Annotated in this window: 24 protein-coding genes; 13 read left to right on the top strand and 11 right to left on the bottom strand. The window is 71.0% G+C overall.

The window, feature by feature from the left end; genetic code table 11:
* Positions 1-40: 40 nt before the first annotated feature.
* From ACZ67M_RS01625 to mmsA, 4 genes are all read right to left on the bottom strand, one after another.
* A complete protein-coding gene (locus tag ACZ67M_RS01625; RefSeq protein ID WP_469849138.1) occupies positions 41-922 on the bottom strand; it encodes an ABC transporter permease in 882 nt (293 codons plus the stop codon).
* The gene (locus tag ACZ67M_RS01620; RefSeq protein ID WP_392100939.1) at positions 919-3,570 is read right to left on the bottom strand and encodes an alpha/beta fold hydrolase; all 2,652 of its coding nucleotides are present in this window, start codon (positions 3,568-3,570) and stop codon (positions 919-921) included. Before ACZ67M_RS01620 ends, ACZ67M_RS01625 begins: the two co-directional genes overlap by 4 nt.
* Positions 3,571-3,683: 113 nt before the next feature.
* Complete coding sequence (locus ACZ67M_RS01615; protein ID WP_469849137.1) at positions 3,684-5,123, bottom strand: APC family permease; 1,440 nt, start codon at positions 5,121-5,123, stop codon at positions 3,684-3,686.
* A 286-nt stretch (positions 5,124-5,409) separates the two neighbouring features.
* Positions 5,410-6,912 (bottom strand): CoA-acylating methylmalonate-semialdehyde dehydrogenase, encoded by a 1,503-nt coding sequence (gene mmsA / locus ACZ67M_RS01610; protein ID WP_469849135.1) that lies wholly within the window; start codon positions 6,910-6,912, stop codon positions 5,410-5,412.
* A gap of 346 nt (positions 6,913-7,258) precedes the next feature.
* Between mmsA and ACZ67M_RS01605 the strand changes: the two genes are divergently transcribed.
* The 5 genes from ACZ67M_RS01605 to ACZ67M_RS01585 all read left to right on the top strand — a co-directional run bounded on the left by ACZ67M_RS01605 (position 7,259) and on the right by ACZ67M_RS01585 (position 10,587).
* Positions 7,259-8,722, top strand: coding sequence for a condensation domain-containing protein (locus ACZ67M_RS01605; RefSeq protein ID WP_469849720.1), 1,464 nt, complete (start codon positions 7,259-7,261; stop codon positions 8,720-8,722).
* 223 nt (positions 8,723-8,945) lie between these two features.
* Complete coding sequence (locus tag ACZ67M_RS01600) at positions 8,946-9,170, top strand: hypothetical protein (RefSeq protein WP_361354416.1); 225 nt, start codon at positions 8,946-8,948, stop codon at positions 9,168-9,170.
* A 59-nt stretch (positions 9,171-9,229) separates the two neighbouring features.
* Positions 9,230-9,592: a hypothetical protein gene (locus ACZ67M_RS01595; protein ID WP_361354413.1), complete on the top strand. Its 363-nt coding sequence runs from the start codon at positions 9,230-9,232 to the stop codon at positions 9,590-9,592.
* 186 nt (positions 9,593-9,778) lie between these two features.
* Entirely contained in the window at positions 9,779-10,009 is a 231-nt protein-coding gene (locus ACZ67M_RS01590) for a hypothetical protein (protein ID WP_361354410.1), read from the top strand.
* A gap of 242 nt (positions 10,010-10,251) precedes the next feature.
* A complete protein-coding gene (locus ACZ67M_RS01585) occupies positions 10,252-10,587 on the top strand; it encodes a hypothetical protein (protein ID WP_392100941.1) in 336 nt (111 codons plus the stop codon).
* Positions 10,588-10,757: 170 nt separating this feature from the next.
* On the opposite strand, the gene ACZ67M_RS01580 is transcribed toward ACZ67M_RS01585, so the two are convergent.
* From ACZ67M_RS01580 to ACZ67M_RS01570, 3 genes are all read right to left on the bottom strand, one after another.
* Positions 10,758-11,036, bottom strand: a complete 279-nt coding sequence (locus ACZ67M_RS01580; protein ID WP_361354404.1) for a hypothetical protein — start codon at positions 11,034-11,036, stop codon at positions 10,758-10,760.
* A 144-nt stretch (positions 11,037-11,180) separates the two neighbouring features.
* A complete protein-coding gene (locus ACZ67M_RS01575) occupies positions 11,181-11,462 on the bottom strand; it encodes a hypothetical protein (RefSeq protein ID WP_122620024.1) in 282 nt (93 codons plus the stop codon).
* Positions 11,463-11,643: 181 nt separating this feature from the next.
* Positions 11,644-12,123: a hypothetical protein gene (locus tag ACZ67M_RS01570; protein ID WP_361354401.1), complete on the bottom strand. Its 480-nt coding sequence runs from the start codon at positions 12,121-12,123 to the stop codon at positions 11,644-11,646.
* Positions 12,124-12,591: 468 nt separating this feature from the next.
* On the opposite strand from ACZ67M_RS01570, the gene ACZ67M_RS01565 reads away from it, so the two are divergent.
* Positions 12,592-13,380 (top strand): hypothetical protein, encoded by a 789-nt coding sequence (locus tag ACZ67M_RS01565; protein WP_469849133.1) that lies wholly within the window; start codon positions 12,592-12,594, stop codon positions 13,378-13,380.
* A gap of 76 nt (positions 13,381-13,456) precedes the next feature.
* The gene (locus ACZ67M_RS01560) at positions 13,457-13,729 is read left to right on the top strand and encodes a hypothetical protein (protein WP_122620022.1); all 273 of its coding nucleotides are present in this window, start codon (positions 13,457-13,459) and stop codon (positions 13,727-13,729) included.
* A gap of 100 nt (positions 13,730-13,829) precedes the next feature.
* Here ACZ67M_RS01560 and ACZ67M_RS01555 read toward each other — a convergent pair whose 3' ends face one another.
* Complete coding sequence (locus tag ACZ67M_RS01555) at positions 13,830-14,573, bottom strand: chaplin (protein ID WP_469849131.1); 744 nt, start codon at positions 14,571-14,573, stop codon at positions 13,830-13,832.
* Between the two features lie 374 nt (positions 14,574-14,947).
* Here ACZ67M_RS01555 and ACZ67M_RS01550 point away from each other — a divergent pair, with 374 nt between their 5' ends.
* The 4 genes from ACZ67M_RS01550 to ACZ67M_RS01535 all read left to right on the top strand — a co-directional run bounded on the left by ACZ67M_RS01550 (position 14,948) and on the right by ACZ67M_RS01535 (position 18,479).
* Positions 14,948-15,139, top strand: a complete 192-nt coding sequence (locus ACZ67M_RS01550) for a helix-turn-helix transcriptional regulator (protein ID WP_161326861.1) — start codon at positions 14,948-14,950, stop codon at positions 15,137-15,139.
* 66 nt (positions 15,140-15,205) lie between these two features.
* Positions 15,206-15,775, top strand: a complete 570-nt coding sequence (locus ACZ67M_RS01545) for a GNAT family N-acetyltransferase (RefSeq protein WP_361354392.1) — start codon at positions 15,206-15,208, stop codon at positions 15,773-15,775.
* Positions 15,776-15,892: 117 nt separating this feature from the next.
* On the top strand, positions 15,893-16,132 hold the full coding sequence (locus ACZ67M_RS01540; RefSeq protein ID WP_386932201.1) for a heavy-metal-associated domain-containing protein: 240 nt from the start codon (positions 15,893-15,895) through the stop codon (positions 16,130-16,132).
* 79 nt (positions 16,133-16,211) lie between these two features.
* Positions 16,212-18,479, top strand: a complete 2,268-nt coding sequence (locus tag ACZ67M_RS01535; RefSeq protein WP_469849129.1) for a heavy metal translocating P-type ATPase — start codon at positions 16,212-16,214, stop codon at positions 18,477-18,479.
* Positions 18,480-19,112: 633 nt separating this feature from the next.
* On the opposite strand, the gene ACZ67M_RS01530 is transcribed toward ACZ67M_RS01535, so the two are convergent.
* Together ACZ67M_RS01530 and recD2 are read right to left on the bottom strand one after the other, a co-directional pair.
* Positions 19,113-20,423 carry a citrate synthase gene (locus ACZ67M_RS01530; RefSeq protein ID WP_206328746.1) on the bottom strand — a complete coding sequence of 437 codons (1,311 nt, stop codon included), beginning with the start codon at positions 20,421-20,423 and terminating at the stop codon, positions 19,113-19,115.
* A 225-nt stretch (positions 20,424-20,648) separates the two neighbouring features.
* On the bottom strand, positions 20,649-22,910 hold the full coding sequence (gene recD2, locus ACZ67M_RS01525; RefSeq protein WP_469849127.1) for an SF1B family DNA helicase RecD2: 2,262 nt from the start codon (positions 22,908-22,910) through the stop codon (positions 20,649-20,651).
* A gap of 68 nt (positions 22,911-22,978) precedes the next feature.
* Between recD2 and ACZ67M_RS01520 the strand changes: the two genes are divergently transcribed.
* Positions 22,979-23,392: a Uma2 family endonuclease gene (locus tag ACZ67M_RS01520; protein ID WP_469849125.1), complete on the top strand. Its 414-nt coding sequence runs from the start codon at positions 22,979-22,981 to the stop codon at positions 23,390-23,392.
* A 148-nt stretch (positions 23,393-23,540) separates the two neighbouring features.
* The gene (locus tag ACZ67M_RS01515; protein ID WP_469849124.1) at positions 23,541-24,338 is read left to right on the top strand and encodes an ArsR/SmtB family transcription factor; all 798 of its coding nucleotides are present in this window, start codon (positions 23,541-23,543) and stop codon (positions 24,336-24,338) included.
* On the opposite strand, the gene ACZ67M_RS01510 is transcribed toward ACZ67M_RS01515, so the two are convergent.
* Entirely contained in the window at positions 24,339-25,325 is a 987-nt protein-coding gene (locus ACZ67M_RS01510; RefSeq protein ID WP_385800323.1) for an RNA polymerase sigma-70 factor, read from the bottom strand.
* Positions 25,326-25,352: the final 27 nt, after the last annotated feature.

The following is a 25,352-nucleotide window of genomic DNA, read 5'->3' as shown; positions in this document are numbered from 1 at the left end:
CCGATGTCCGGCCCGGGCCCGTCGGCCCAGGACACGGCGTCTAGGACACCACGTCCTTCCGGGAGAAGTTCCGGAAGGCCAGGGCGAACAGGACCAGTGCGTACGTCACCGAGAGCGAGGTGCCCTGGATCAGGCGGGTCCAGTCCAGCTCGGGGCGGACCGTGTCCAGCCAGGCGTACTGCCAGTGGGCGGGCAGGAAGTCGCGCCAGTCGCCGAGGGCGGTCACCTCGTCCAGGACGTTGCCGATGATGGTCAGGCCGACCGCGCCGCCGACCGCACCGAGCGGGGCGTCGGTCTTGGTGGAGAGCCAGAACGCCAGCGCGGCGGTGACCAGTTGCGAGACGAAGACGTACGCCACCGTGAGGGCGAGGCGCTCGGCGGCGGTGCCGGTGGGCAGGCTGCCGCCGGTGGGCAGCTCCAGCGGGCCCCAGCCGTAGGCGGCGGTGCCGACGGCGAGGGCGACCAGGGGCAGCAGGACGATCGCGGCGAGGCTGAGGGTGAGGGCGACGACCAGCTTGGACCAGAGCAGGCGGGCGCGGGGTACCGGCGCGGCGAGCAGGTAGCGCAGCGAGGACCAGCCGGCCTCGGAGGCGACCGTGTCCCCGAAGAAGAGGGCGACGGGCACGACGAGCAGGAAGCCCGCGGAGGCGAACAGGTTCACCGCGGCGAAGTTCGCCCCCGACGCGGTGGCCGAGTCCATCAGGCTGACCTGGTTGTTCGACCCGCCCGGCTCGCCGCCGATCCGGAAGGCGACGAGCAGCACGAACGGGAGGGCGAAGAGGATGCCGCCCATGACGAGGGTGCGCCGCCGCTTCAGCTGCCGGGCCATTTCGACCCGGACGGGCAGCGTGCGGCCCGCGCGGTAGCCCTCGGCGACCTCCTGGGCGCCGGTGGGCTCGGCGCGGTCGGCCAGCGTGCTCATGCCGAGTCTCCGATCAGGGTGAGGAAGGCGTCCTCAAGGCGTCGGTGGGGGCCCACCGACTCCACGGGCACGTCCAGGCGGACGAGTTCGGGGATGAGGTCGCGGGCGGTGCCGGTGGGGTCGAGGCGGACCAGGAGGCCGCCGTCGGTGACGGCCGCCGAGGCCACCCCGGGCAGCGCGGCGACCTTCTCGGCGAGGGGCGCGTCCACGCGCGTGCGGGTGCCGACCAGCAGGGTGTCCCCGGAGCCGACGATCTCGCCGACCGGACCGGCCTGCACGAGCCGGCCGTGGTCCATCACCACCAGGTGGGTGCAGCTCTGCTCGACCTCGGACAGCAGGTGGCTGGAGACGATCACCGTGCGTCCGGCCGCCGCGTAGCGGATCATCACCTCGCGCATCTCGCGGATCTGGGGCGGGTCGAGGCCGTTGGTCGGCTCGTCCAGGATCAGCAGGTCGGGCAGGCCCAGCATGGCCTGGGCGATGGCCAGGCGCTGGCGCATGCCCTGGGAGTAGGTGCGCACCGCGCGGGCGAGCGCGTCGCCGAGGCCGGCGATCTCCAGGGCCTCGTCCAGGTGGGCGTCCTCGGCGGGGCGGCCGGTGGCCCGCCAGTACAGCTCCAGGTTCTCCCGGCCGGACAGGTGCGGCAGGAAGCCCGCGCCCTCGACGAAGGCGCCGACCCGGGAGAGCACCGGCGCGCCGGGCGCGATGGCGTGGCCGAAGACGCGGATGTCGCCGCCGTCCGGCGCGATCAGGCCCATCAGCATGCGCAGGGTCGTCGTCTTGCCCGCGCCGTTCGGCCCGAGGAGGCCGAGCACCTGGCCCTTCTCCACGCGGAAGGACAGGTCCCGCACGGCGTACCGGTCGGCGGACTTGGCGTACCGCTTGGTCAGGCCGGTGATCTGGAGGGGTACGCCGGCCAGCGCGGGGTCGGGAGGCGGGGCCGAGGTGCGGCGGCGGGCGGTCAGCAGCAGGGCCGCGGCGACGGCGGCTCCCGCGAGGGGCGCCCACCAGACCCAGGCGGGCAGCCCGGCCGTGGCGCCGGTGTCGCCGAGGGCGGTCGGTACGGACAGGCCGCCCTTGAGGGAGACGGTGTAGGTGGCGGGGGCGGCCGGTGAGGCGTAGCCGAGGTCGGTGGAGGCGAGGACCAGGCGCAGCTTGTGGCCGCGCTCCACCTCGTGGTCGACGGCGGGCAGGGTGACCGTGACGTCCTTGCCGGCCCTGGCGTCCGCCACCCGCAGCGGCGTGACCAGTTGCGAGGGGAGCACCTGCTGGGCGCCGCCGGGGCCGACGTCGTACACCTTGGCGAAGAGCACGGCGTCCTCGGCGGTGGACTGCACGCGGACGGTCGCGGTGGGCGAGCCGGTGATCTGGAGGTCCTCGCGCATGGGTGCCGACTCGAAGGCCGCGTACTGGCCGGGGAAGTCGAGGGAGATGCCGACGCCGAGCGAGGAGAGCTGGGAGAGGCCGCCGGAGCCGCCGATGCCGGGCAGGGCGGAGACGGCGGGCGGGGCGGCCCCCGCCGGGTTCTCGAAGGTCTGCTCGCGTCCGCGCAGTTCGACCGCGCGGGGCTCGCCGCCGAGGCCGGGGTAGGAGCCGGCGCTCACGCCCTCCAGGCGGGGCTCGCCGTCGCCGCTGCCGGTGCCGACGGTGCGGGAGACGCGGAAGGCGGGGCCGGTGCCGGCCGACTCGTCGCCCTTCAGGTAGCGGTCGAACCACGCGCCGGTGCGGGCCTCGACGCGGTCGGTCTCCATGTCGCCGCCGTCGTGTCCGCCCGAGACCCAGTCGACGTCCACGGGTGCGCCGTTGGCGCGGATCGCCTTGGCGGCGGCGTCGGCCTGGCCGAGCGGGAAGAGGGAGTCGGTCTGGCCTTGGACCAGCAGTGTGGGTACGTCGATCCGGTCGCCGACTGCCTGCGGGCTGCGCTCCTGGAGTAGCTTCACCGCCTCGGCGTCCGGCGCCCCCTTCTCGGCGACGCGCTGGTACATGCGGCAGAGCGCGGGCTCGAACTTCTCGCAGCCGCCGCCCATGTTGACGAAGATGCCGGCCCAGAGCTTCTTGAAGACGCCGTTCGGGAAGAGGGCGTCCGCCAGGTTCCAGTACGTGATGGCGGGGGCGATGGCGTCCACGCGGTCGTCGTGCCCGGCGGCGAGCAGCGCGACGGCGCCGCCGTAGGAGCCCCCGGCCATGCCCACGCGGGGGTCGCCCTTGCCGTCCAGCCGGACCTCGGGCCGCCCGGCGAGCCAGTCGATCAGCCGGGACACGTCGGCGACCTCGCCGTCCGGGGCGTTGAGCCCGATCTTCCCGGTCGACCTGCCGAAGCCGCGCGCCGACCACGTCAGCACCGCGTACCCGTCCTGGGCGAGGCGCTCCGCCTGGTCCCGGACGTCGGCCTTGCTGCCGCCGAAGCCGTGCGCGAGCAGGACCGCGGGGCGGCGGCCGTCGGAGCCTGCCGTGAAGTACGAGGTGTCCAGGCGCACTCCGTCGCCCACTTCCACGACCCGGTCGGCGCGGTGCACCGGGGGCGGGTCGTCGCCGGCGACGGCCGTCCAGGTCCCGGCACCGGCGAGCACGACGACAGCGGCCGCGGCGGAGAGTATCCGCCGCGGCCCCCGTAGCAGCCCTCGCACGCGGGGCAGTCGAAGATCCATGCGTCAACGGTACGGGCAGCCGCCGACAACCGAGGCCCTCCCGGGGGTGAACCACCGCCCCTCCCAGGGGCGTACGGGCGGGGTGGCGCGTACCGCGGGCGCGGTAGGCCGGGTCACGGCCCGGCGGGCTCCCGAACGTCGTCGCGTACGTCGTCGGGGACGGAGACCAACCAGCGGGTCTCCCGGCGCGGGCGCAGGTACAGGGCCCAGTACAGGGTGGCGACGGCCGTGATGCCGCCGGTCCACAGCAGGTGGGCCGCCTCCTGCTGGGTCAGGACGTAGGCGAGGACCGCGACGAGCAGGAGGGGCACCGCCGGCCACAGGGGCATGCGCCACGCGTGCGCGTGCCGGTGGGCGCCGCGCCGGGCGAGCAGGGCGGCGACCGCCACGAGCAGGTACATGCCGGTGACGGAGACGCCGGTTACGCCGTACAGGGTGTCCAGGTCGACGAAGCACAGCGCGGCGCCGGGCACGCCGACGGCGAGGGTGGCGACCCACGGGGAGCCGAACCGGCCGAGCCTGGCGAAGAGCCGGTTGACCGGCGTGGGCCACGCCTTGTCGCGTGCGGACGCGAACAGGACGCGCGAGTTCTGGATGACCATCACGATGCCGGCGTTGATGATGGCGAGGGCCACGCAGAGGCTGACGAAGGTGCCGACGGCGGAGTTGGACCAGGCGGTGACCATGGCGCCGATGTCGCCGCCGGTCAGCTCCGCGAGGTCGGAGGCGCCGAGGGTGATGGCGACGACCGGGACGAGGATGATCACGGCGGAGATGGCGAGCGTGGCGAGCACGGTGCGGGCGACGTTGCGGCGCGGGTTCTCCAACTCCTCGGAGAGGTAGACCGCGGTGGAGAAGCCCTGGGTGACGAAGAGGGCGATGGCGAGCCCGGAGACGACCAGCATCCCCGTCACGGGGTCCGCGCCGCCGTCCGCGCCGGCCACCTCCATGGAGGCGAGGCTGCCGAGGCCGCGCTCGCCGTGGGCGAAGCCCAGCACCGCGACGACGGCCGCGGCGATGACCTCCAGGACCAGGAAGACTCCGGTGATCCAGGCGTTGGCCCGCAGGTCGAGCAGGCCGGCGAGGGTGGCCAGCGCCATGACGCCGGCGCCCGCGAGGGACGGGTCGAGGTGTACGACCGGGGCGAGGTAGTCGGCCGTGCCCATCGCGATCACCGGCGGCACGATCATGACGACCAGCAGGGACAGCACGAAGACCAGCCAGCCCGCCAGCCGCCCGGCGAGGGTCGACACCATGGCGTACTCGCCGCCCGCGCTGGGGATGAGGGTGCCCAGCTCCGAGTAGCAGAACGCCACGGCGACGCAGAGGAGGGAGCCGACGGCGATGGTCAGGGCGGTGGCGGTGCCGAGCGAGCCGAACAGGTCGGGGACGACCACGAACAGCGTGGAGGCGGGGGTCACGCAGGAGAGCGTGAGGAGCGTGCCGCCGACGACCCCGATGGACCGCTTCAGCGTCCGCGACCGGTCCGGATGGTCCCCGAGGTCCTCGGGTGCCGTCGCGGCGGTCTGGGCGGGACGGAGCGTGTCGGTCATACGCGGTTTCCGATCGACTCGTGCGGCACGGTGCGCGGCGGAGCGCCACCGCCTCCGGTTCGCTCCCGCGGCAAGATGGAATACCGACGGAAACCGGTGCGTCAATGGCTGTTCATCTACGGAATCCGTCGTCTGAAGTGCACGAGGCTTTCGAAAACGGCACCAGATGCGTAGGCCCAGCGGCCGTTCCGGGTACGCGGGATCCGTTGCGGACGGAGGAAAAAAATACGGCCGTCCGAATAACGGACGGCCGTACTCGCTTCCCCGGGCTTGCCCGGAGGGTGCCTCAGTGGTTGCGCGGGAAGCCCAGGTCCACGCCGGCGGGGGCGTCGGCCGGGTCCGGCCAGCGGGTGGTGACGACCTTGCCGCGGGTGTAGAAGTGCGTGCCGTCGTTGCCGTAGATGTGGTGGTCGCCGAAGAGCGAGTCCTTCCAGCCTCCGAAGGAGTGGTAGCCCACGGGGACCGGGATCGGGACGTTCACGCCGACCATGCCGGCCTCGATCTCCAGCTGGAAGCGGCGGGCCGCGCCGCCGTCCCGGGTGAAGATCGCGGTGCCGTTGCCGAACGGCGAGGCGTTGATGAGGGCGACGCCCTCCTCGTAGGTGTCCGCGCGCAGCACGCACAGCACCGGGCCGAAGATCTCGTCCTGGTAGGCCTTCGCCGTGGTCGGCACCCGGTCGAGCAGGGAGATGCCGATCCAGTGGCCGTCCTCGTGGCCGTCGACCGTGTGACCGGTGCCGTCCAGGACGACCTCGCAGCCCTCGGCCGCCGCGCCCTCGACGTAGGAGGCGACCTTGTCGCGGTGCGCCTTGGTGATGAGCGGGCCCATCTCGGACGTCGGGTCGTTGCCGGGGCCGATCTTGATCTTCTCCGCACGCTCGCGGATCTTCTCGACCAGTTCGTCGCCGACGGCGCCGACCGCGACGACCGCGGAGATCGCCATGCAGCGCTCGCCCGCGGAGCCGTAGGCCGCGCTCACGGCCGCGTCGGCCGCCGCGTCGAGGTCGGCGTCGGGCAGCACCAGCATGTGGTTCTTGGCGCCGCCGAGCGCCTGCACGCGCTTGCCGTTGGCGGAGGCGGTGGTGTGGATGTAGCGGGCGATCGGGGTCGAGCCGACGAAGGAGACGGCCTTGACGTCCGGGTGCTCCAGGAGGCGGTCCACGGCCACCTTGTCGCCGTGCACGACGTTGAAGACGCCGTCCGGCAGCCCGGCCTCGGACAGCAGCTCGGCGATCCTGATGGCCGCCGACGGGTCCTTCTCGCTGGGCTTGAGCACGAAGGTGTTGCCGCAGGCGATGGCGAGCGGGAACATCCACATCGGCACCATGGCCGGGAAGTTGAACGGCGTGATGCCGGCGACCACACCGAGCGGCTGGCGGATCGAGGACACGTCGACGCGGGTGGCGACCTCGGTGGACAGCTCGCCCTTGAGCTGCACGTTGATGCCGCAGGCCAGGTCGACGATCTCCAGTCCGCGGGCGACCTCGCCGAGCGCGTCGGAGTGGACCTTGCCGTGCTCGGCGGTGATCAGCGCGGCGATGTCGTCGCGGTGCGCGTCCAGCAGCGACCGGAACTTGAAGAGGATCGAGGTGCGCTGCGCCAGCGAGGACTGGCCCCAGGTGAGGTACGCCTCCTTGGCGGCGGCGACCGCGGCGTCCACCTCGTCGATGGAGGCGAAGGCGACCTTGGTGGTGACCGCGCCGGTGGCCGGGTCGGTCACCGGCCCGTACGTGCCCGAGGCGCCTTCGGCGGACTTGCCGCCGATCCAGTGGTTGACGATGTTCGTCATGACCGAGAACTCCTTCACAGATGGCGGCGACGGGTACAGACGTGCCGTTCGTACAGCTCAGGGCCTTCGACCACGGACGGTCCGGTCGCGGTCTCGGCCATGTCTCCATCTCACCAGGCATGGGCCTTCCCATGCGCCCGACACAGTGTCTGCGGTTTGGGCGCGGGCGTAGACACATGTTGGGGGCGTACGGCGGGGCGGGGCGCCGCGGGCGCTCGCGCGGACGATTCGGCTCGTTGTTCGGGGTGTCGCTCGTTGTACTGGAATGCGGGCGACACAGGGGCCGTCGCGTGTATGGGGCGCCGCCTTGATCAAGCTGGTGTCTTCTGCGAATGGAGACGCCGTCATGCGAGTTTGCGACATTCAGCGGTGTGAGGTGCGGCCGGGGCGGCTGGTCGAGTTCACCTTCAGTGAGGCGACCGTGGGGGCCATGGCGTCACTGGCGCCGGACCCGCGGCCGCCGGCGTACATCCAGGAGTCGCACATCAGGACCGCGCGGTCGGTGCGCGAGGGCGGGTTGTTCGTGCCCACCTGGCTGGGGGCGGCGTTCGATCTGCCGGGCCCGGTGGATCTCGATGTGCTGGAGCGGGCGTTGCGGGGCTGGACGCTGCGCCATGAGACGCTGCGCAGCGGCTTCAGGTGGGCCGGTGACGAGATGCAGCGGTTCACGCTGCGTGAGGACGATGTTTCGCTGCGGCGTGAGGTGGTCGGTGACTTCGCGGACGCGGGCGCGCTGGTCCGCTATCTGCAGAACCGATTCGACACGGCAGCGGACGCGCTTCGCTGGCCGAACCTGATTTACACCGCGGTCGTCCGGGACGATTCCGCGAGCGTGTACATGGCTTTCGATCACACGAACGTGGACGCCTACTCCCTGCAACGCATTCCGGAGGAGATCCACGAGCTGTACACGGCGGGTCTCACGGGGCGGCCCATGACCGGGATGCCGACGGGGAGCTACGTCGATTTCTGCCGGCAGGAGCGGAGGGACGCGGACGGGATCGGTGACACACATGCGATCGTCGCCCGCTGGCGGGAGTTCATCGGCCGATGCGGTGGGCGGCTGCCGGCGTTCCCCGTCGATCTCGGCCTGCAACCCGGTGATGTGCTGCCCGAGCAGAAGCTGGTGTGTGAGCCGCTCGTCGACGCGAACGCGGCCGCGGCGTTCGAGGCGTACTGCCGGCCGTACGGCGGCAGCCTGGTAGGCATCCTGGCCGCGACGAGTCTGATCGTCCACGAACTCGGCGGCGGATCCGTCTACCGCACGGTCGTGCCGTTCCACACCCGGCTGAAGTCGGCGTGGTCGGACTCGGTGGGCTGGTACGTCGGCGGCGCGCCCATCGAGGTGCCCGCGGCGCGGGACTTCCGCGGGGCGATGGAGACCGTCCGCGCCGAGTTGCGGGCCAACCGGTCACTGGCGCGCATTCCGCTGGCCCGGGTACTGCCGCTGCTGGGCGCGGAGTTCCGCCCGACCTCGCCCGACCTGTATTCGATCGTGTCGTACGTGGATGCCCGCCTGCTCCCCGGATCGTCCCGCTGGACCGAGAGCAAGGCGTACGGACTGATCAGGGTTTCGTACGGAGACCAGGTGTGCGTATGGGTCAACCGGCTGCACGAAGGGCTGTGGTTCGCCTGCCGCTACCCGGACACCGACGTCGCTCACAAGAACGTGCGCCGGTACGTCGAAAGGCTGCGGGACGTGATCGCGTCCGTGCCCGCACTTGACGCTTCTCCGCCGCCCAGCCGGCGCCCCGTTGACGCAACGCCACTGCGTTTGTTCGGTGTTGGCGCGGCGCCGGGACGCGGTTGACGGCCAATTCACACGATGTGAAGGCATCTACCGCGGAGCAACCCAGCTTTTAATACGGGGATTTACCGCCACCCGGTGACGTCGTCAATTCGTTGTCTCCCAAGAGGGACGCGCGGCACGGAAAGCCCTTGATTACTGATAGCGTTCGGGCAGTCACGGTAGGCAATCAGCCTCTCTGTACGAGCGAAAATCCGAGGGTCTTATGCGCAAGCTTCAGCATGTCGTGATCGCAGCAGTGGCGGCGGCGGGCGGCCTCTCCGCCGCCGGTGCCGGCACCGCCGTCGCCGACACCTCCGACAACGCGCCGAAGGTGTACGACCTCTACCGCCCCTACCAGGAATGCAGCCCGCAGACGGTGTCCCAGAACGACATCCCGATCGGCGTGCTCGGCATCGCCGGGACCCTGGACACGACCTGCGACCAGTACAACAACGACTTCACCGGCTGAGCCCGGCCCGCCCGGTGTCCGGGCACGCCGGGGCACTCCTACGAAGGAAAGCGCATCACATGTTCAGCGGGAAGAAGATGACGGCGGTCTCGGTGCTCGCCGGCGGCCTCGCCATGGCCTGCGCCGGTCTCGCCCAGGCGCAGACGCACGCCGGGAAGGGCCCGGGAGCCTGCACTCGCGACCTCTTGGGCGGCTTCACCTGTAGCCAGCGGATCCACGGCCAGCTCTCCGAGGACGGTGAAATCCCGCACCAGGAGACGTGCACGCCGGTGCAGCCCCTCACGCTGCCCGCCGCCCTGGGCCAGGGGCAGCTGCAACTGGGGCCCAAGGTGACCTGTTCCCCCACCACCACGGGGGCGACCGACGAGGTCGAGAGCGGGCAGAGCCCGTTCGGCCCGCAGCCCCAACACCAGCATGGATGACCGCTCCAGGAGCCATTGCGCCTGAGCGGGCGGCACTGCGCATGGGTCGACACGACGCGTAAGGCACAGATACCGACATATGACGAAATGCGTGTATAGGCTAACGCTGAGTAGTCAAGCCGGGCTTCGTGCCCGAGTACGGAAGGGTCACTCATGCGTAAGTTTCAGCGTGCCGCGGTCGTAGCCATGGCTGTTGCGGGTCTGTCGGCGTTCGGTGCCGGGGCCAGCTTCGCCGGTGAGGGCGACGCGCCCGCGCCGGTCACCGCCGTGGCCAACTCGTCGGCCAACGCGCTGGCGGTCAGCGGCGGTTACTACTTCGCTCCGCCGGCGCAGCCGCAGGGCGAGCCGCAGGCCGCCCCGGAAGAGGAGCGGCACGCCGAGCCCGAGCAGTACGGCCACGAGGGCGAAGGCCAGTAAAGACGTTGCCGGGAGTTCGTTCTCCCGGTGCCGCCACGGGCCACCGGCCCGTGGCGAACGCAGCCCGGACACGCCACGGTTACTCAGTGTGCGCGTCCGGGCTGCGGCCAATTCGGCCGCCGGTCGCAGCTGACAGCGCGTCCCGGCGCCGGCTGATCGGTTCCGACACCTTCACGGGCCCGGGCGCACACCGGTCAACGGCAACCAGCGCCCGGGCCCTATTCGGTAAAGGAATGCAGCACATGTTCACTCCGCGGAAGATCGCCGTCATCTCGGGGATCGTCGGAAGTCTCGCCGCCCTCTGTGCCGGCGCCGGGCACGCGTACGCGGACGGAGGCCCCGGTGACTGCGAGAGCAAGGACGGGGTCTGCGTCCGCAAGAGCGAGACTCGTTCGGACAAGGACGGCGAGCACATCCTCAGGCAGGATCAGAGCTGCTCGACGACCGACCGGCCGAACGTGGTGTTCCAGGAGCACCAGCTGCTCGGCGACGGAGGGTCGGCCAGTGCCGGGCCGGTGGTGGACTGCTCCAACACGGCGAAGCTGCCGAAGGGGTTCAAGAAGCCGCACTTCGTATGAGCGCTGACGGCGATTGCCGGGCCGGGATCATTCCCGGCCCGGCATTCTCTTTGCGTGCCCCGCAGCCGTGCCGACGCGAACCAGCGCCGGTGACAGAAGGGCGCTCCGCCCACGCAAAAGCGGGCGTCCCGTAACCGGAACGCCCGCAGCCCACTTCCGTGGGCCGGTCTTCAGCCGCCGACCGCGTTGTTGCAGCCCATCGTCGAGCCCAGGGAAGTCTTCTGCGCGCCCGGGTTGCCCTCGCCGTTCAGCAGGTTGCCGCCCAGGCCGTTGCCGATGCCCACCTGGCCGAGGATGTCGATGTTGTTGTCGTGCGACCCGCAGCTGCTGCTCTGGCTGATGGTGTAACCGCCGTTGCCGCCCTGGTCGGCATGGGCTGTGCCGACGCCCAGGAGTCCAGCGCTCGTGAACGCGGCGACGAGGACGGCGGCCGTGCGGAGGTTGTGCATGTCATCTCCGGTGGAGTGAGGTCGAGAACGATCGGCTTTGGTACGGCAGCGAAGCCCGATGCAAAGAACGGTCCCGGCGCCCTGCCCTGAGGGCCCGGTGCCGGGACCGTTCACTGGCCGACGCCGTGGCGTCGGCCCGGAAGGTCAGAAGGCGCTGTTGTTGCAGCCCATGGTGGAACCGAGGTGGGTGGACTGGGCACCCGGGTTGCCCTCGCCGTTGAGCCCGTTGCCCAGCAGGCCGTTGAGGATGCCGACCTGGCCGAGGACGTCGAGGTTCAGGTCGTGCGACCGGCACTGGGAGCTCTGCGAGATCTTGAACTTGTCGCCCTCGCCGCCCTTGCCCTGGTCGGCGTGGGCCGTACCGCCCACGAGTCCGATGCTGCCGAGCGCGGCAACCAGGACGGCAACGTTGCGAAGCTTGCGCATTTCATCTCCGGTGAGGTGAGTGGGTGCGATCCGGGAGAGATCGACTTTGTACAGTTACAGGAGATTAATGCGAAATAAGAACAAAAAGGGCAACGACGCGCCGTTTTGGGAGCGAAGAGACAAATACACCCAAAGGACGTATCGCGCATCCCGGGCCCCGACGCCCGGTCCACCGACCGCCCTACTGCGCCTGCGCGCTGGCCAGGGAGTTCGCCTGGCTGTTGGCCTGGGTGCAGTCGACGCCCCGGGTCTGGGAGGCGGCGAGCAGCGCGACCGGCACATTGGCGGCGAGCAGGTTCTGCGGGCTGCACTCCTGGGACGGGCGGAACAGGTTGGCCTGCTGCACCGGGCCACCCTGCTTCGGCTGCGGCGCCTGCGGAGAAACCTGGGGGCTGATCTGCGGGTTCAGCTGAGGGTTGACCTGCGGGCTGACCGTGGTACCCCGCTGGGGAGCCGCCTGCTGCGGCGCCGGCGAGCCGTACGACTGCACGGACGCCTGCGCCGAACTGGCGGAGCCGGCCTGGGCGTCCGGCTGTGAAACCGGCGTCGGCACAGCCCCGTTGTGGCCGACCGGAGTCACAGCGGCGCTGGGGCCGGCCCCGGCGGCGGTCAGACCGCCGGCCGCTGCGACGATGAGCGCGACGTGCTGAAGCTTGCGCATGAAATCCTTTGGCCCTTCATTGACCTGTGCACGGACTTGGCGAAATGCTCAATTCGGCACAGCAGTTGAGCTGCTCTGCCGCCTTGGACGGTTGCTGTGGACCGTCGTTCCTGCCCCGTGCGGAACGAGGTGGGCGAGAGCCCGGATACGGGTGCAGCGCCGCCGTCACCCGTTTGCCGCAAGGGCGCCCGAGTCCGCCACCAACTCCTTTTCAGAGGGCGGCAAATGGGTGACGGACTTTCATGTGCCGTGACCAGGACGAGGAAACCCTCGTTCCCCGTGGGGAGGGCAGCGGCCGTGGACCTGCGCAGGGGAGAAGGGGATTCGCTGCCGACTCCGACGCAAAGTCCGTGTGCTGCTCAACTGTGACCGCTGCTGACGATGCGGTGCGACTATCGCGCCGACTGCACGCGTGACGCGCTGAATTCAGTGGATTTCCAGTTCAGGTATCGAAGGGCCGAGGGTTTCATGCGCAAGCTTCACAAGGTCGCGCTCGTGGTGGCAGCAGCCGGCGGTCTGACCGCCGCCGGCGCCGGCGCCAGCCACGCCGCACCCGTCGGACAGGTCGGTGCCGCTCCAGCATCGACTCCTGACTACCCGGCCACGTACGCCGCCCCGCAGCCCCAGCCGACCGGCCCCTACGCCGCGGCCGGGACGCAGGGAACGGCTCAGGCCACCGCCCAGCCGGCACCCCAGCAGTACGCCCAGCCGGCACCCCAGCAGTACGCCCAGCCGGCACCCCAGCAGTACGCCCAGCCGGCACCCCAGCCGGCGCCTCAGCAGTACGCCCAGCCCGCGCCTCAGCAGTACGCCCAGCCGGCACCCCAGCCGTACGCCCAGCCCGCACCCCAGCCGTACGCCCAGCCGGCACCCCAGCAGACGGGCCACGCCTACGCCGCGGCCTCCTCGCAGGGGACGGCGCAGGCCTCCACCTCGCCCTACCAGCCGCAGGCGGCCCCCATGCAGGCGGCTCCCATGCAGGCGCCCCAGGCCGCTCCCACGCAGCCGCAGGTCGTGCCGCAGGTCGTGCCACAGGTGATGCCGCAGGTCGCCCCCCAGGTGGCCATGCCCCAAGGCCTCGCGGCAGAGCCCCCGGCGCAGGTCGCCCCCCAGTTGAACCCGCAGGTGAACCCCCAGGTGAACCCGATCCTCAACCCGCACGTCTCGCCGGCGGACGCACCGCAGCTGTCGCCGGTCGGCCTCGGACAGGTCGCGGCGCCCCCGCTCGGCCAGCTGGGGCTCCCCCGACTCGGCTGACGGCCCACCGGCGCAGTCGCCCGCAATCGTCACTCCTCTGTTCTGACACCCCATCCGCTCGACCAACGGAGAACCCATGCGTACGTTCCAGAAGGCAGTCCTCGTGAGCGCCCTGCTCGGCAGCGTCGGCGCCCTCAGCGCCACCACCGCCGTCGCCAATGACTGGGGCAGCGACCTCGACATCACGCAGGGCACCGAGTGCCGTTCGCACGACATGAACATCGAGGTGCTCGGCAGCGTCGGCGCCCTCACCGGCCTGGCGGGCAACATCCTGAACGGCGAAGGCAACCCGGGCGCGCAGCAGAACCACCTCGGTTCCGACATGGGCTGCAACAGCCAGGCGCTCTGACGTCTCCCCCGGCCGAGCGCCGGGGTCGGTACGGCCGCGAAACACCATGGGCACCGGAGGGATTCGACATCCCCTCCGGTGCCCATTCGGTGCGTCCGGGTCAGCGGGTGGGGTCCGGACGGAAGCGGCGGTACAGGACGCCACCCGCGATGAGGAGCGCGGCACTCCCGGCGGCGGCGCCGACCGTGAGGTCCGCTCCGGTGTGGGCCAGCACGGCCGACTCGGAGCCGGGCTGGGTCCAGGCGTGGACCGGAGTCTCCGGAGCCGGGGTGCTCGGGACCGCGCGCTCCGGGGCGGCAGGCTTCGGGGCCGGGGTGTTCGGGGCCGGGCGGGTCCGGTCGTCGGGGCCGTTGACCGACTCGTTTCCGAAGACCGGGTTGCCCAGGCCGACCACGCTGACACTGTTCCCGGACACGTTCACCGGCAGGTCGACCGGGAGTTGAAGTCCGTTGCCGGAGAGCAGCCCGGGCGAATCGGCGGTGTGGCTCTGCGCCGACGCCCCGCTGGAGGCCGCCTCTCCGCCGCTCTCCGGGGAACTGCCGTTGGACGCGTCCGATCCGCTGCTGCCCTGCGAACTGCCGGTCTTGGCACCGTTCTTGTTCGCGCAGGAGTTGCCCGCGGCCGGGTTGAGCAACCCCGCGACGTCCACCGTGTTGCCGCAGATGTTCACCGGCACGTCGACCGGGACCTGGATGGCGTTGCCGGAGAGCAGCCCGGGCGAGCCCTCCGCCGCAGCGTCGGCGCCGGCTCCGTCGGCCGCGAAGGCGGAGGAAACCGGTAGTGCCAGGGCCATCACGCCGGTCGCGGCGGCGGCGAGTACACCGTTTCGGGTAGCCAGTCCCATGGGTTTTTGCCTTCCTGACAATGCGCGGGCACTCACCCGCACCCGTGAAACGCAAGGGATCTCGGCAGAGTTATGGGTACCGCCTTCGAAGCCACCCTCGGGCACTAGTCTTCAGTCGCCCTCGCCCCGCTGTTTCACAAAGCCGAAAAGCGGCGGATATGAAGAGCGGGCCACGGCCGTGTCACAAGTACCACCGTCGTGTCACAACTGTCGCGCCTCCGCGGACCTTCCGTCACAGGCGCGCACGGGCCCTCTCCGGCCGTCACTCCGAGTCGTTCACCCGGCACACGCTTGGTGATCGCCAGCGCAGCGCCCGGCTCCCCCCGGTGGCCGTCCCCGGCCGCCGCCGCGGCGCGCGCGGGGAGGTGCGACTAGTGACCGACCGCAGGCTCTGGTCCTACAAGGACATCGCGGCCCACATCCGGGTGCAGCCCGACACCGTGCGGTCCTACCGCAAGCACGGACTGCTGCCGCCGCCCGACCACGTGGAGGGCGGCAAGCCCTACTGGTACGCGGACACGATCCGGGCCTGGGTGGCGTCCCGACCGCGCAACCGGAACCGGTAGCGGGGCCGGGCCGCGCGGGAGAAAACCGTTCTGTGCCCCACCGCCGCGTGGGGCACAGTGCCGCCCATGGACTTCTCAGCGAAACCCGTCCTCACCGGCGAGCGGACCGTCCTGCGGCCGTTCACCGCGCGGGACGCGGACGTGATGTGGGAGATCGTCAACGACCCCGAGGTCGTCCGCTTCACGTTCGAACCCAGCACCGAGATCACCCGGGAACGGCTGCGCTCCTGGTACGGCGTGCGCACCGCCGACCCCGACCGCCTCGACCTCGCCGTCACCGACCGCACGACCGGCGAACTCGTCGGCGAGGTGGTCCTGTACGACTGGGACCCGGCCGCCCGCAGCTGCACCTTCCGCACCCTCATCGGGGCCCGGGGCCGCGGCCGGGGTCTGGGCAGCGAGGCGACCCGGCTCATCGTCGGCCACGCGTTCGAGCGGGTCGGCCTGCACCGCGTCCAGTTGGAGGTCTACGCCCACAACCAGCGGGCCCGCCGGGTGTACGAGAAGGCCGGTTTCGTGGTGGAGGGCATACGCCGGGAGGCGGCCCTGCGCGACGGCGTGTGGGTGGACGACGTCCTGATGGCGGTCCTCGACCACGAGTGGGCCGCGCACGGAGGCGTCGCGGGTGACGGGTGAGGCCGAGTGAGGCCCGGCGAGGTCCGCTTCCATACCCCCTAGGGGTACAGTGGAAGGTAAGTGGTCCACGCCGGACCACGGGTACCCGCCGTGCACACCCCGACGAGGAGTAACGACATGACCGCCCAGACCGACACCCAGGGCTCCGTCACCACCGTCTACAAGGTGAGCGGAATGAGTTGCGGACACTGCGAGGGCGCCGTCTCCGGCGAGATCTCCGAGATCGCGGGCGTCACCTCGGTACAGGCCGTCGCGTCCACCGGCGAGGTCACCGTCGTCTCCGGGGCACCGCTGGACGACGACGCCGTACGCGCCGCCGTGGACGAGGCCGGCTTCGAGCTCGTCGGCCGGGCCTGAGCACCGGCGTCCCGCAGCAGCCACCGTCCCCCCGGCCGGGCCGCGTACGGTCCGGCCGGACCCGTCTGGAGCCCGGACCATGACCAGCACCACCGCGGACACCGCCACGACCGCCCAGGCCGCCGAACCCGACCTCGCCGAGGTCGAGCTGCTCATCGGCGGGATGACCTGCGCCGCCTGCGCGGCCCGGGTCGAGAAGAAGCTCAACCGCATGGACGGCGTCACCGCGACGGTGAACTACGCGACCGAGAAGGCCCGGATCACCCATCCGGCGACCACCAGCGTCGCCGACCTGATCACCACCGTCGTACGCACCGGGTACACCGCCGAGGAGCCCGCGCCGCCGCCGGAGCCGGAGAGCCCCGAGGACGCGGCGGCGTCCGGATCCGCCGCCGATCCCGAGTCGGCCGCCCTGCGCGGACGTCTGGTCGTCTCCGCCCTGCTCGCCGCCCCCGTGGTGCTGCTCGCGATGGCCCCGGCGCTCCAGTTCGACAACTGGCAGTGGCTCTCGCTCACCCTGGCCGCGCCGGTCGTCGTCTGGGGCGGGCTGCCCTTCCACCGCGCCGCCTGGACCAACGTCCGGCACGGTGCGGCCACCATGGACACGCTGGTCTCGCTCGGCACGCTCGCGGCGTTCGGGTGGTCGCTGTGGGCGCTGTTCTTCGGGGACGCGGGCATGCCGGGCATGCGGCACGGCTTCGACCTCACCGTCTCCCGCACCGACGGCGCCTCCGCGATCTACCTGGAGGCCGCCGCCGGGGTCACCGTCTTCCTCCTGCTCGGGCGCTGGCTGGAGGCCCGCTCCAAGCGCCGGGCCGGGGCCGCGCTGCGGGCGCTGATGGAGCTGGGCGCGAAGGACGTCGCCGTCCTGCGCGAGGGCCGCGAGGTGCGGATCCCGGTGGCCCGGCTGGCGGTGGGCGACCGCTTCGTCGTCCGGCCGGGCGAGAAGATCGCCACCGACGGGACGGTGACCGAGGGCGCCTCGGCGGTGGACGCCTCACTGCTGACCGGCGAGTCCGTGCCGGCCGACGTGGGCGTCGGCGACGCCGTCACGGGCGCCACGGTCAACGCCGGGGGCCGGCTGGTGGTCGAGGCGACCCGGGTCGGCGCGGACACCCAGCTGGCCCGGATGGCGCGGCTCGTGGAGGACGCGCAGAGCGGCAAGGCCGAGGTGCAGCGGCTGGCCGACCGGGTGTCCGGGGTCTTCGTGCCCGTCGTGCTGCTGATCGCGGCCGCCACCTTCGGCGGGTGGCTGGGGGCGACCGGGGACACCGTCGCCGCGTTCACCGCGGCGGTCGCCGTGCTGATCATCGCCTGCCCGTGCGCGCTGGGCCTGGCCACGCCGACCGCCCTCATGGTGGGCACCGGCCGGGGCGCCCAGCTCGGCATCCTCATCAAGGGGCCCGAGGTCCTGGAGTCCACCCGGCGGGTCGACACGGTCGTCCTGGACAAGACCGGCACCGTCACCACCGGCCGGATGACCCTGCACGAGGTGTACGCCGCCGAGGGCACCGGCGAGGAGGAGGTGCTCCGGCTCGCGGGCGCCGTCGAGCACGCCTCCGAGCACCCGGTCGCCCGCGCCGTCGCCGCCGGTGCCGAGGAGCGGGTCGGCCCGCTGCCGGACGTCGCGGACTTCGTGAACGTCCCCGGGCGCGGCGTGCGCGGTCGCGTGGAGGGCCGTGAGGTGGCCGTGGGGCGCCTCCACGACGAGCTGCCGCCCGAGGTGGCCCGCGCCAGGGACGAGGCCGAGAGCAAGGGCCGTACGGCCGTCGTGGTCGGCTGGGACGGCGCGGCGCGCGGGGTCCTCGCCGTGGCGGACGCGGTCAAGGAGACCAGCGCCGAGGCGGTGGCCGAACTGCGGCGGCTGGGCCTCACGCCCGTGCTGCTGACCGGCGACAACCGGCGCGTCGCCGAGTCCGTCGCCGCCGCCGTCGGCATCGACGAGGTGATCGCCGAGGTGCTGCCCGAGGAGAAGGTCGCCGTGGTGGAGCGGCTGCGGGCCGAGGGCCGTACGGTCGCCATGGTCGGGGACGGTGTCAACGACGCGGCCGCGCTCGCCACCGCCGATCTGGGGCTGGCGATGGGCACGGGGACGGACGCGGCGATCGAGGCGGGCGACCTGACGCTGGTCCGCGGCGACCTGCGGGTGGCGGCGGACGCGATCCGGCTGTCCCGGCGTACCCTCACGACGATCAAGGGAAACCTCGTGTGGGCCTTCGGCTACAACGTGGCCGCGCTGCCGCTGGCCGCCGCCGGGCTGCTTAACCCGATGATCGCGGGGGCGGCGATGGCCTTCTCCTCGGTGTTCGTGGTCACCAACAGCCTGCGGCTGCGGGCGTTTCACTGAGGTCTCGATGCGGTGGCCCCTCTGGAGTCCGGCACGTACCTCACATAAGCTCTTCACAAGGCTCGCGCATCTTCCTTACGCTGGAGTCCCGGTCGACGTATCGGGGCCCTTGCGTCCGTAAGGGACATATGCAGCATATGCAAGAGACGCAGATCACAGTGATGCGAACGTAACCATCGAAGGGGTTCGAAGGTCTAAGTTGGCGATGTCAGGGAGCGTCTTGGGGGGCGTGAACTGGCATCTGGGGATGTCTTGGGGGACTTTCCCAGAGCTGCGTTGCCGGGACACGTACACCGGGAAGCTTTGAGCGGCCCTCCCGGGCGTGCGCTGTCCCGGCAGACCGCACGACACGTACGAACGCAGGACACGTACGAGCACGAGACGTACGAGCACGACACAGCGAATTCAGGCGCTGTCCTCACAGACGCCCGGCCGGATCCCGTGGGGGGAATCCGCACCGGGACATGGGAAGGCGCCCTGGATCGTCGGCCCGTGGGGGGACCGGCGCCAGGGCGCCTTCTGCTGTTCCGTGACAGGGACGCCCCGGTGCGCGCACTCCGGACACGAGAGAGTCCCGTACCGCTCTGAGCGGTACGGGACTCTCCTGGTGCGCGTGCGGGGGTGCCTTGCGGCTCAGCGCTCCTCGACCGGGACGAAGTCGCGCTCGACGACGCCGGTGTAGATCTGGCGCGGGCGGCCGATGCGGGAACCCGGCTCCTTGATCATCTCGTGCCACTGGGCGATCCAGCCCGGAAGGCGGCCGAGGGCGAACAGGACCGTGAACATCTCGGTCGGGAAGCCCATGGCCCGGTAGATCAGACCGGTGTAGAAGTCGACGTTCGGGTAGAGGCTGCGCGAGACGAAGTAGTCGTCGGAGAGCGCGTGCTCCTCCAGCTTCAGGGCGATGTCCAGCAGCTCGTCGGACTTGCCGAGGGCGGAGAGCACATCGTGCGCGGCGGCCTTGATGATCTTGGCGCGCGGGTCGAAGTTCTTGTAGACCCGGTGGCCGAAGCCCATCAGGCGGACGCCGTCCTCCTTGTTCTTCACCTTGCGGATGAAGGAGTCGACGTCGCCGCCGGCGTCGCGGATGCCCTCCAGCATCTCCAGCACCGACTGGTTGGCGCCGCCGTGCAGCGGGCCCCAGAGCGCGTTGATGCCGGCGGAGATCGAGGCGAACATGTTCGCCTGCGAGGAGCCGACCAGGCGGACCGTGGAGGTCGAACAGTTCTGCTCGTGGTCCGCGTGCAGGATCAGCAGCTTGTCCAGGGCGGAGACGACGATCGGGTCGAGCTCGTACTCCTGCGCCGGGACGGAGAAGGTCATCCGCAGGAAGTTCTCGACGTAGCCGAGGTCGTTGCGCGGGTAGACGAACGGGTGACCGATCGACTTCTTGTACGCGTAGGCCGCGATCGTCGGAAGCTTCGCGAGCAGCCGGATGGTGGAAAGGTTGCGCTGGCGCTCGTCGAACGGGTTGTGGCTGTCCTGGTAGAAGGTCGACAGCGCCGAGACCACCGACGACAGCATGGCCATCGGGTGGGCGTCGCGCGGGAAGCCCTTGTAGAAGTTCTTGACGTCCTCGTGCAGCAGGGTGTGCTGCGTGATGTCGTCCTTGAACGAGGAGAGCTCGTCGACGGTGGGCAGCTCGCCGTTGATCAGCAGGTAGGCGACCTCCACGAAGGAGGAGCGCTCGGCCAGCTGCTCGATCGGGTAGCCGCGGTACCGGAGGATGCCGGCCTCGCCGTCCAGATAGGTGACGGCGGATTTATAGGCGGCGGTGTTGCCGTAGCCGCTGTCCAGCGTCACCAGACCGGTCTGGGCGCGGAGCTTCCCGATGTCGAAGCCCTTGTCACCGACGGTGCTGTCGATCACCGGGTAGGTGTACTCGTCGTCGCCGTACCGCAGTACTACCGAGTTGTTGGTGTGCTCGCTCACGTCTTCCCTCACCGACGTAGTGCCTCATCTTCGAGGTGCCCTGACTGTCTCTACCATCCCCCACTTGGCTCAGGAGAGTGCACTCGGGGTCGACCATCGGGCCTATCGGCGGCACTCAGTGCCGCCAACTTGCTCATCCTGCCCCCTCTTTCGCCCTTCCGGAAGTGCTCTGTGACCTTTGCGACTCGTTTGATCGATCATTTTTTTCACACGGGCCGGGAGGTTTACCGGAAGGTTTCAGGGGCGAGGGCCCGCCAGCCGGAAGTCGAGCGCCGTACAGCGCCGGCCGGCCGAGACCGTGCGCACCGCCTGTCCGATCGCCTTGCGGGAGCCGACGAGGACGACCAGCTTCTTGGCCCGGGTGACCGCCGTGTACAGCAGGTTCCGCTGGAGCATCATCCAGGCGCCGGTGGTCACGGGGATGACGACCGCCGGGTACTCGCTGCCCTGGGAACGGTGGATGGTCACCGCGTAGGCGTGGGCCAGTTCGTCCAGTTCGTCGAATTCGTACGGAACCTCCTCGTCCTCGTCCGTCAGTACGGTGAGGCGCTGGTCCACCGGGTCGAGTGAGGTGACCACGCCGACGGTGCCGTTGAAGACGCCGTTCTCACCCTTCTCGTAATTGTTGCGAATCTGGGTGACCTTGTCGCCGACCCGGAAGACACGGCCGCCGAACCGCTTCTCCGGCACGTCGGGGCGGCCCGGGGTGACGGCCTGCTGGAGCAGTCCGTTCAGCGTGCCCGCGCCGGCCGGTCCGCGGTGCATGGGAGCGAGGACCTGCACGTCCCGGCGCGGGTCGAAGCCGAACCTGGCGGGGATGCGGCGGGCGGCGACGTCCACGGTGAGGCGGCCGGCCTCCTCCGTGTCGTCCTCGACGAAGAGGAAGAAGTCCTTCATGCCGTCGGTGACGGGGTGCTGCCCGCCGTTGATGCGGTGGGCGTTGGTGACCACGCCCGACTGCTGCGCCTGCCGGAACACGCGGGTGAGCCGGACGGCCGGGACGGGGCCGCCGTCGGCGAGCAGGTCCCGCAGCACCTCGCCCGCGCCGACGCTGGGCAGCTGGTCGACGTCACCGACGAGCAGCAGGTGGGCGCCCGGGGGGACGGCTTTGACGAGCTTGTTGGCGAGGAGGAGATCGAGCATGGACGCCTCGTCCACCACGACGAGGTCGGCGTCGAGCGGCCGGTCCCGGTCGTAGGCGGCGTCGCCGCCCGGCTTCAGCTCCAGCAGGCGGTGCACGGTCGACGCCTCGGCGCCGGTCAGCTCGGCGAGGCGCTTGGCGGCCCGGCCGGTCGGGGCGGCGAGCACCACCTTCGCCTTCTTGGCGCGGGCCAGCTCGACGATGGAGCGGACCGTGAAGGACTTGCCGCAGCCGGGTCCGCCGGTGAGGACGGCGACCTTCTCGGTGAGGGCGAGCCTGACGGCGGCCTCCTGCTCGGGGGCGAGATCGGTGCGCGTGCGCTGCTTCAGCCATCCCAGCGCCTTGTCCCAGGCCACGTCCCGGAAGACGGGCATCCGGTCCTCGTCGGTGCGCAGGAGGCGGAGCAGCTGGGCGGAGAGGGACAGTTCGGCGCGGTGGAACGGGACGAGGTAGACGGCGGTGACGGGGTCGCCACCGTCCGGGTCGGGGATCCGCTCCCGCACCACGCCGGGGTCGTCGCCGTCCTCCGCCGGCTCGGCCGCCAGTTCGGCGAGGCACTCGATGACGAGGCCGGTGTCCACCTGGAGCAGCTTCACCGCGTCGGCGATGAGCCTCTCCTCGGGGAGATAGCAGTGCCCTTGGTCGGTCGCCTGCGAGAGCGCGTACTGGAGGCCCGCCTTCACCCGGTCCGGGCTGTCGTGCGGGATGCCGACGGACTGGGCGATCTTGTCGGCGGTCAGGAAGCCGATGCCCCAGACGTCGGCGGCCAGGCGGTAGGGCTGGTTCTTCACGACGGAGATGGAGGCGTCGCCGTACTTCTTGTAGATGCGGACCGCGATCGACGTCGACACCTCGACGGTCTGGAGGAAGACCATGACCTCCTTGATCGCCTTCTGCTCCTCCCAGGCGTCGGCGATCTTCTTGGTCCGCTTGGGTCCGAGGCCGGGGACCTCGATGAGCCGCTTGGGCTCCTCCTCGATGACGGTGAGCGTGTCCAGCCCGAAGTGCTGCGTGATCCGGTCGGCGAAGACCGGCCCGATGCCCTTGACCAGGCCGGAGCCGAGGTAGCGCCGGATGCCCTGGATGGTGGCCGGCAGGAGGGTCGTGTAGTTCTCCACGTGGAACTGCTTGCCGTACTGGGGATGCGACCCCCAGCGTCCCTCCATCCGCAGGGACTCCCCGGCCTGCGCCCCGAGCAGCGCGCCGACGACGGTGAGCAGGTCACCGGCGCCGCGGCCGGTGTCTACACGGGCGACCGTGTAGCCGTTCTCCTCGTTGGCGTAGGTGATGCGTTCCAGGACGCCTTCGAGGGTGGCGAGCCGCCGCTCACCGGGGGCCGCGGGGGGCTGGTTGGGCATGATGCGACGGTACCGGTGAGGACTGACAGGGCGGTCGGAGAGTCGCCTTCTCTCCATAGTCTGGGCTCATGGACTACGCCAGGATGCGCGCGATCGCCGCGAAGCTCGGGGCCTACTCGGAGCAGCTCGAGGGGTCGTGGAGCGTCGAGATCGGGCCGTGCGGTCCGGTACTGGCGATGAGGTGCCCGTCGAAGCGGCACGAGGGCGCGGTCCGCCGCATCTGCAAGCAGTTGGACGCGCAATTGCCCGGCACTCACCCCGGCTACATCTGCGCGAACGGCCCCGAGATCGAGCACCCCGCCATCGGCCGCATGCGCCGCCCGGACGCCGTCGTGATCCCCGAAGCCACCCTCGACGAAGAGGGCCTGGCGGTCGACGCGACGCGGGTGCTGGCTGCCGTCGAGATCGTCTCACCGTCGAATCCGAGCAACGACTACGACGAGAAGTTGGCCCGTGGTGCGGCGGGGGAGACACGGGCCTGACCTACGGCTACGAGATCTTCCTGCCCCTCGCAACGTCACCTCCGGCTTCGGCAGCGAGCCGGGGCGCTGGGCCGCCTCGATTGACATGCAGCCCAACGGCTGCCAGCGTGAAAAGGCAGCCAACAGGCTGCATGTCAGAGGGGCGGAGATGGACGAGGTCTTCAAGGCGCTGGGTGACCGGAATCGGCGGCGGCTGCTGGATCGGCTGAACGGGCGGAACGGGCAGAGTCTGCGGGAGTTGTGCGCGGGGCTCGGCATGGCGCGGCAGTCGGTCAGCAAGCATCTGGCGGTGCTGGAGGGCGCCAACCTGGTCACCACCGTGCGGCGGGGCCGGGAGAAGTTGCACTACCTCAACGCCGAGCCGATCAACGCCATCACCGAACGCTGGATCAGCCGCTACGACCAGGGGCGGGTGCACGCACTCGCCGACCTCAAGCACGTGCTGGAGAGCAACGCCATGGACAGCGACGCGTTCGTGTACACGACCTACATCAGGACCACGCCCGAGCGGCTGTGGCAGGGCCTGACCGATCCGGAGTTCACCCGGCGCTACTGGGGGCTGGAGTTCGGTACCGACTGGGCGGCCGGGGCCCCCATGGTGTGGCGGGAGCGGGGGGCCGAGACCGCCGACCCCGGACAGGTCGTCCTCGAGTCCGACCCGCACCGGCGGCTGTCGTACACCTGGCACACCTTCACGCCCGAGTGGGCCGAGGCCAACGGGATCGACGGCGAGACCCTCGCCAAGCTCTCCGCCGAGCGGCGGTCGAAGGTCACCTTCGAGATCGAGGACCTTGAGGGGAGCGGGACGGTCAAGCTGACCGTCGTCCATGACGGGTTCGAGGACGGCAGCACCGTGCGCGAGATGATCCAGCACGGGTGGCCGGTCCTCGTGTCCGGGCTCAAGACGCTTCTGGAGACCGGGGACACGCTGCCCCAGCCCCAGTAGTCAGCGGTGCAGGGCGGTTTCCCGTTCCATGCGCGTCAGCTTCTCGGGGTTGCGCACCGCGTACAGGCCGGAGATGCGGCCGTCGTCGAAGCGCACCGCCATCACCGTGTCCAGTTCGCCGTCGAGGCGGATGACCAGGGCCGGGTGGCCGTTGACCTGGGTCGGGTGCATCGACATCCCGACGGGCAGCTTGACCAGGCCGCCGAGCATCAGGCGGGACACCTTGTCGGCGCCCAGGACGGGCCGCAGGATGGCCTGCTTGATGCCGCCGCCGTCGCCCAGCAGGACGACGTCCGGGGCCAGGATGTCGAGCAGGCCCTGAAGGTCCCCCGTCTCCACCGCCCGCTGGAACGCGGCGAGCGCGTCCCGGGCCTTCGCCCGGGGGACGGCGCCGCGCGGCCGGCGGGCCGCCACGTGCGCGCGGGCCCGGTGCGCGGTCTGGCGGACGGCGGCCGGGGTCTTGTCGACGGCCTCGGCGATCTCGTCGTACTCCAGGCCGAACACCTCGCGCAGCACGAACACCGCCCGCTCGGTCGGTGTCAGGGTCTCCATGACCAGCATCATCGCCATCGAGACGCTGTCGGCCAGTTCGACGTCCTCGGCCACGTCGGGGGTGGTGAGCAGCGGCTCGGGCAGCCACTCGCCGACGTACGACTCCTTGCGGCGGCCGAGCGTGCGCAGCCGGGTCAGCGCCTGCCGCGTGGTGATCCGGACCAGGTACGCGCGCCGGTCGCGCACCGAGCCGAGATCGACTCCCGCCCAGCGCAGCCAGGTCTCCTGGAGGACGTCCTCGGCGTCGGCGGCCGAGCCGAGCATCTCGTAGGCGACGGTGAAGAGGAGGTTGCGATGGGCGACGAACGCCTCGGTGGCGGGGTCCGTGCGTCCGTCCCCGGCGCCCGCTCCGGCCGTCGTGTCCTGTTCGTGGCTGCCGTACTCGCTCATGACCAGCTGCTCCCGCTCGTTCGCCTTCGACGGTGTCACGCGCACAGGACGCCGGCCGCCGCCGGTCTGTGA

Source organism: Streptomyces sp. NPDC107500, from assembly GCF_055582785.1.
This window is presented reverse-complemented; position numbering and strand designations above follow the sequence as displayed.

Bases quoted from the DNA above. Each gene is read 5' to 3' on its own strand.
- ACZ67M_RS01535 (WP_469849129.1), top strand. From the start codon at position 16,212: ATGACCAGCACCACCGCGGACACCGCCACGACCGCCCAGGCCGCCGAA.
- ACZ67M_RS01605 (WP_469849720.1), top strand. From the start codon at position 7,259: ATGCGAGTTTGCGACATTCAGCGGTGTGAGGTGCGGCCGGGGCGGCTG.
- ACZ67M_RS01545 (WP_361354392.1), top strand. From the start codon at position 15,206: ATGGACTTCTCAGCGAAACCCGTCCTCACCGGCGAGCGGACCGTCCTG.
- ACZ67M_RS01625 (WP_469849138.1), bottom strand. From the start codon at position 922: ATGAGCACGCTGGCCGACCGCGCCGAGCCCACCGGCGCCCAGGAGGTC.
- ACZ67M_RS01520 (WP_469849125.1), top strand. From the start codon at position 22,979: ATGGACTACGCCAGGATGCGCGCGATCGCCGCGAAGCTCGGGGCCTAC.
- ACZ67M_RS01560 (WP_122620022.1), top strand. From the start codon at position 13,457: ATGCGTACGTTCCAGAAGGCAGTCCTCGTGAGCGCCCTGCTCGGCAGC.
- ACZ67M_RS01590 (WP_361354410.1), top strand. From the start codon at position 9,779: ATGGCTGTTGCGGGTCTGTCGGCGTTCGGTGCCGGGGCCAGCTTCGCC.
- ACZ67M_RS01555 (WP_469849131.1), bottom strand. From the start codon at position 14,573: ATGGGACTGGCTACCCGAAACGGTGTACTCGCCGCCGCCGCGACCGGC.
- ACZ67M_RS01565 (WP_469849133.1), top strand. From the start codon at position 12,592: ATGCGCAAGCTTCACAAGGTCGCGCTCGTGGTGGCAGCAGCCGGCGGT.
- ACZ67M_RS01615 (WP_469849137.1), bottom strand. From the start codon at position 5,123: ATGACCGACACGCTCCGTCCCGCCCAGACCGCCGCGACGGCACCCGAG.
- ACZ67M_RS01515 (WP_469849124.1), top strand. From the start codon at position 23,541: ATGGACGAGGTCTTCAAGGCGCTGGGTGACCGGAATCGGCGGCGGCTG.
- mmsA (WP_469849135.1), bottom strand. From the start codon at position 6,912: ATGACGAACATCGTCAACCACTGGATCGGCGGCAAGTCCGCCGAAGGC.
- ACZ67M_RS01585 (WP_392100941.1), top strand. From the start codon at position 10,252: ATGTTCACTCCGCGGAAGATCGCCGTCATCTCGGGGATCGTCGGAAGT.
- ACZ67M_RS01620 (WP_392100939.1), bottom strand. From the start codon at position 3,570: ATGGATCTTCGACTGCCCCGCGTGCGAGGGCTGCTACGGGGGCCGCGG.
- ACZ67M_RS01580 (WP_361354404.1), bottom strand. From the start codon at position 11,036: ATGCACAACCTCCGCACGGCCGCCGTCCTCGTCGCCGCGTTCACGAGC.
- ACZ67M_RS01570 (WP_361354401.1), bottom strand. From the start codon at position 12,123: ATGCGCAAGCTTCAGCACGTCGCGCTCATCGTCGCAGCGGCCGGCGGT.
- ACZ67M_RS01575 (WP_122620024.1), bottom strand. From the start codon at position 11,462: ATGCGCAAGCTTCGCAACGTTGCCGTCCTGGTTGCCGCGCTCGGCAGC.
- ACZ67M_RS01595 (WP_361354413.1), top strand. From the start codon at position 9,230: ATGTTCAGCGGGAAGAAGATGACGGCGGTCTCGGTGCTCGCCGGCGGC.
- recD2 (WP_469849127.1), bottom strand. From the start codon at position 22,910: ATGCCCAACCAGCCCCCCGCGGCCCCCGGTGAGCGGCGGCTCGCCACC.
- ACZ67M_RS01540 (WP_386932201.1), top strand. From the start codon at position 15,893: ATGACCGCCCAGACCGACACCCAGGGCTCCGTCACCACCGTCTACAAG.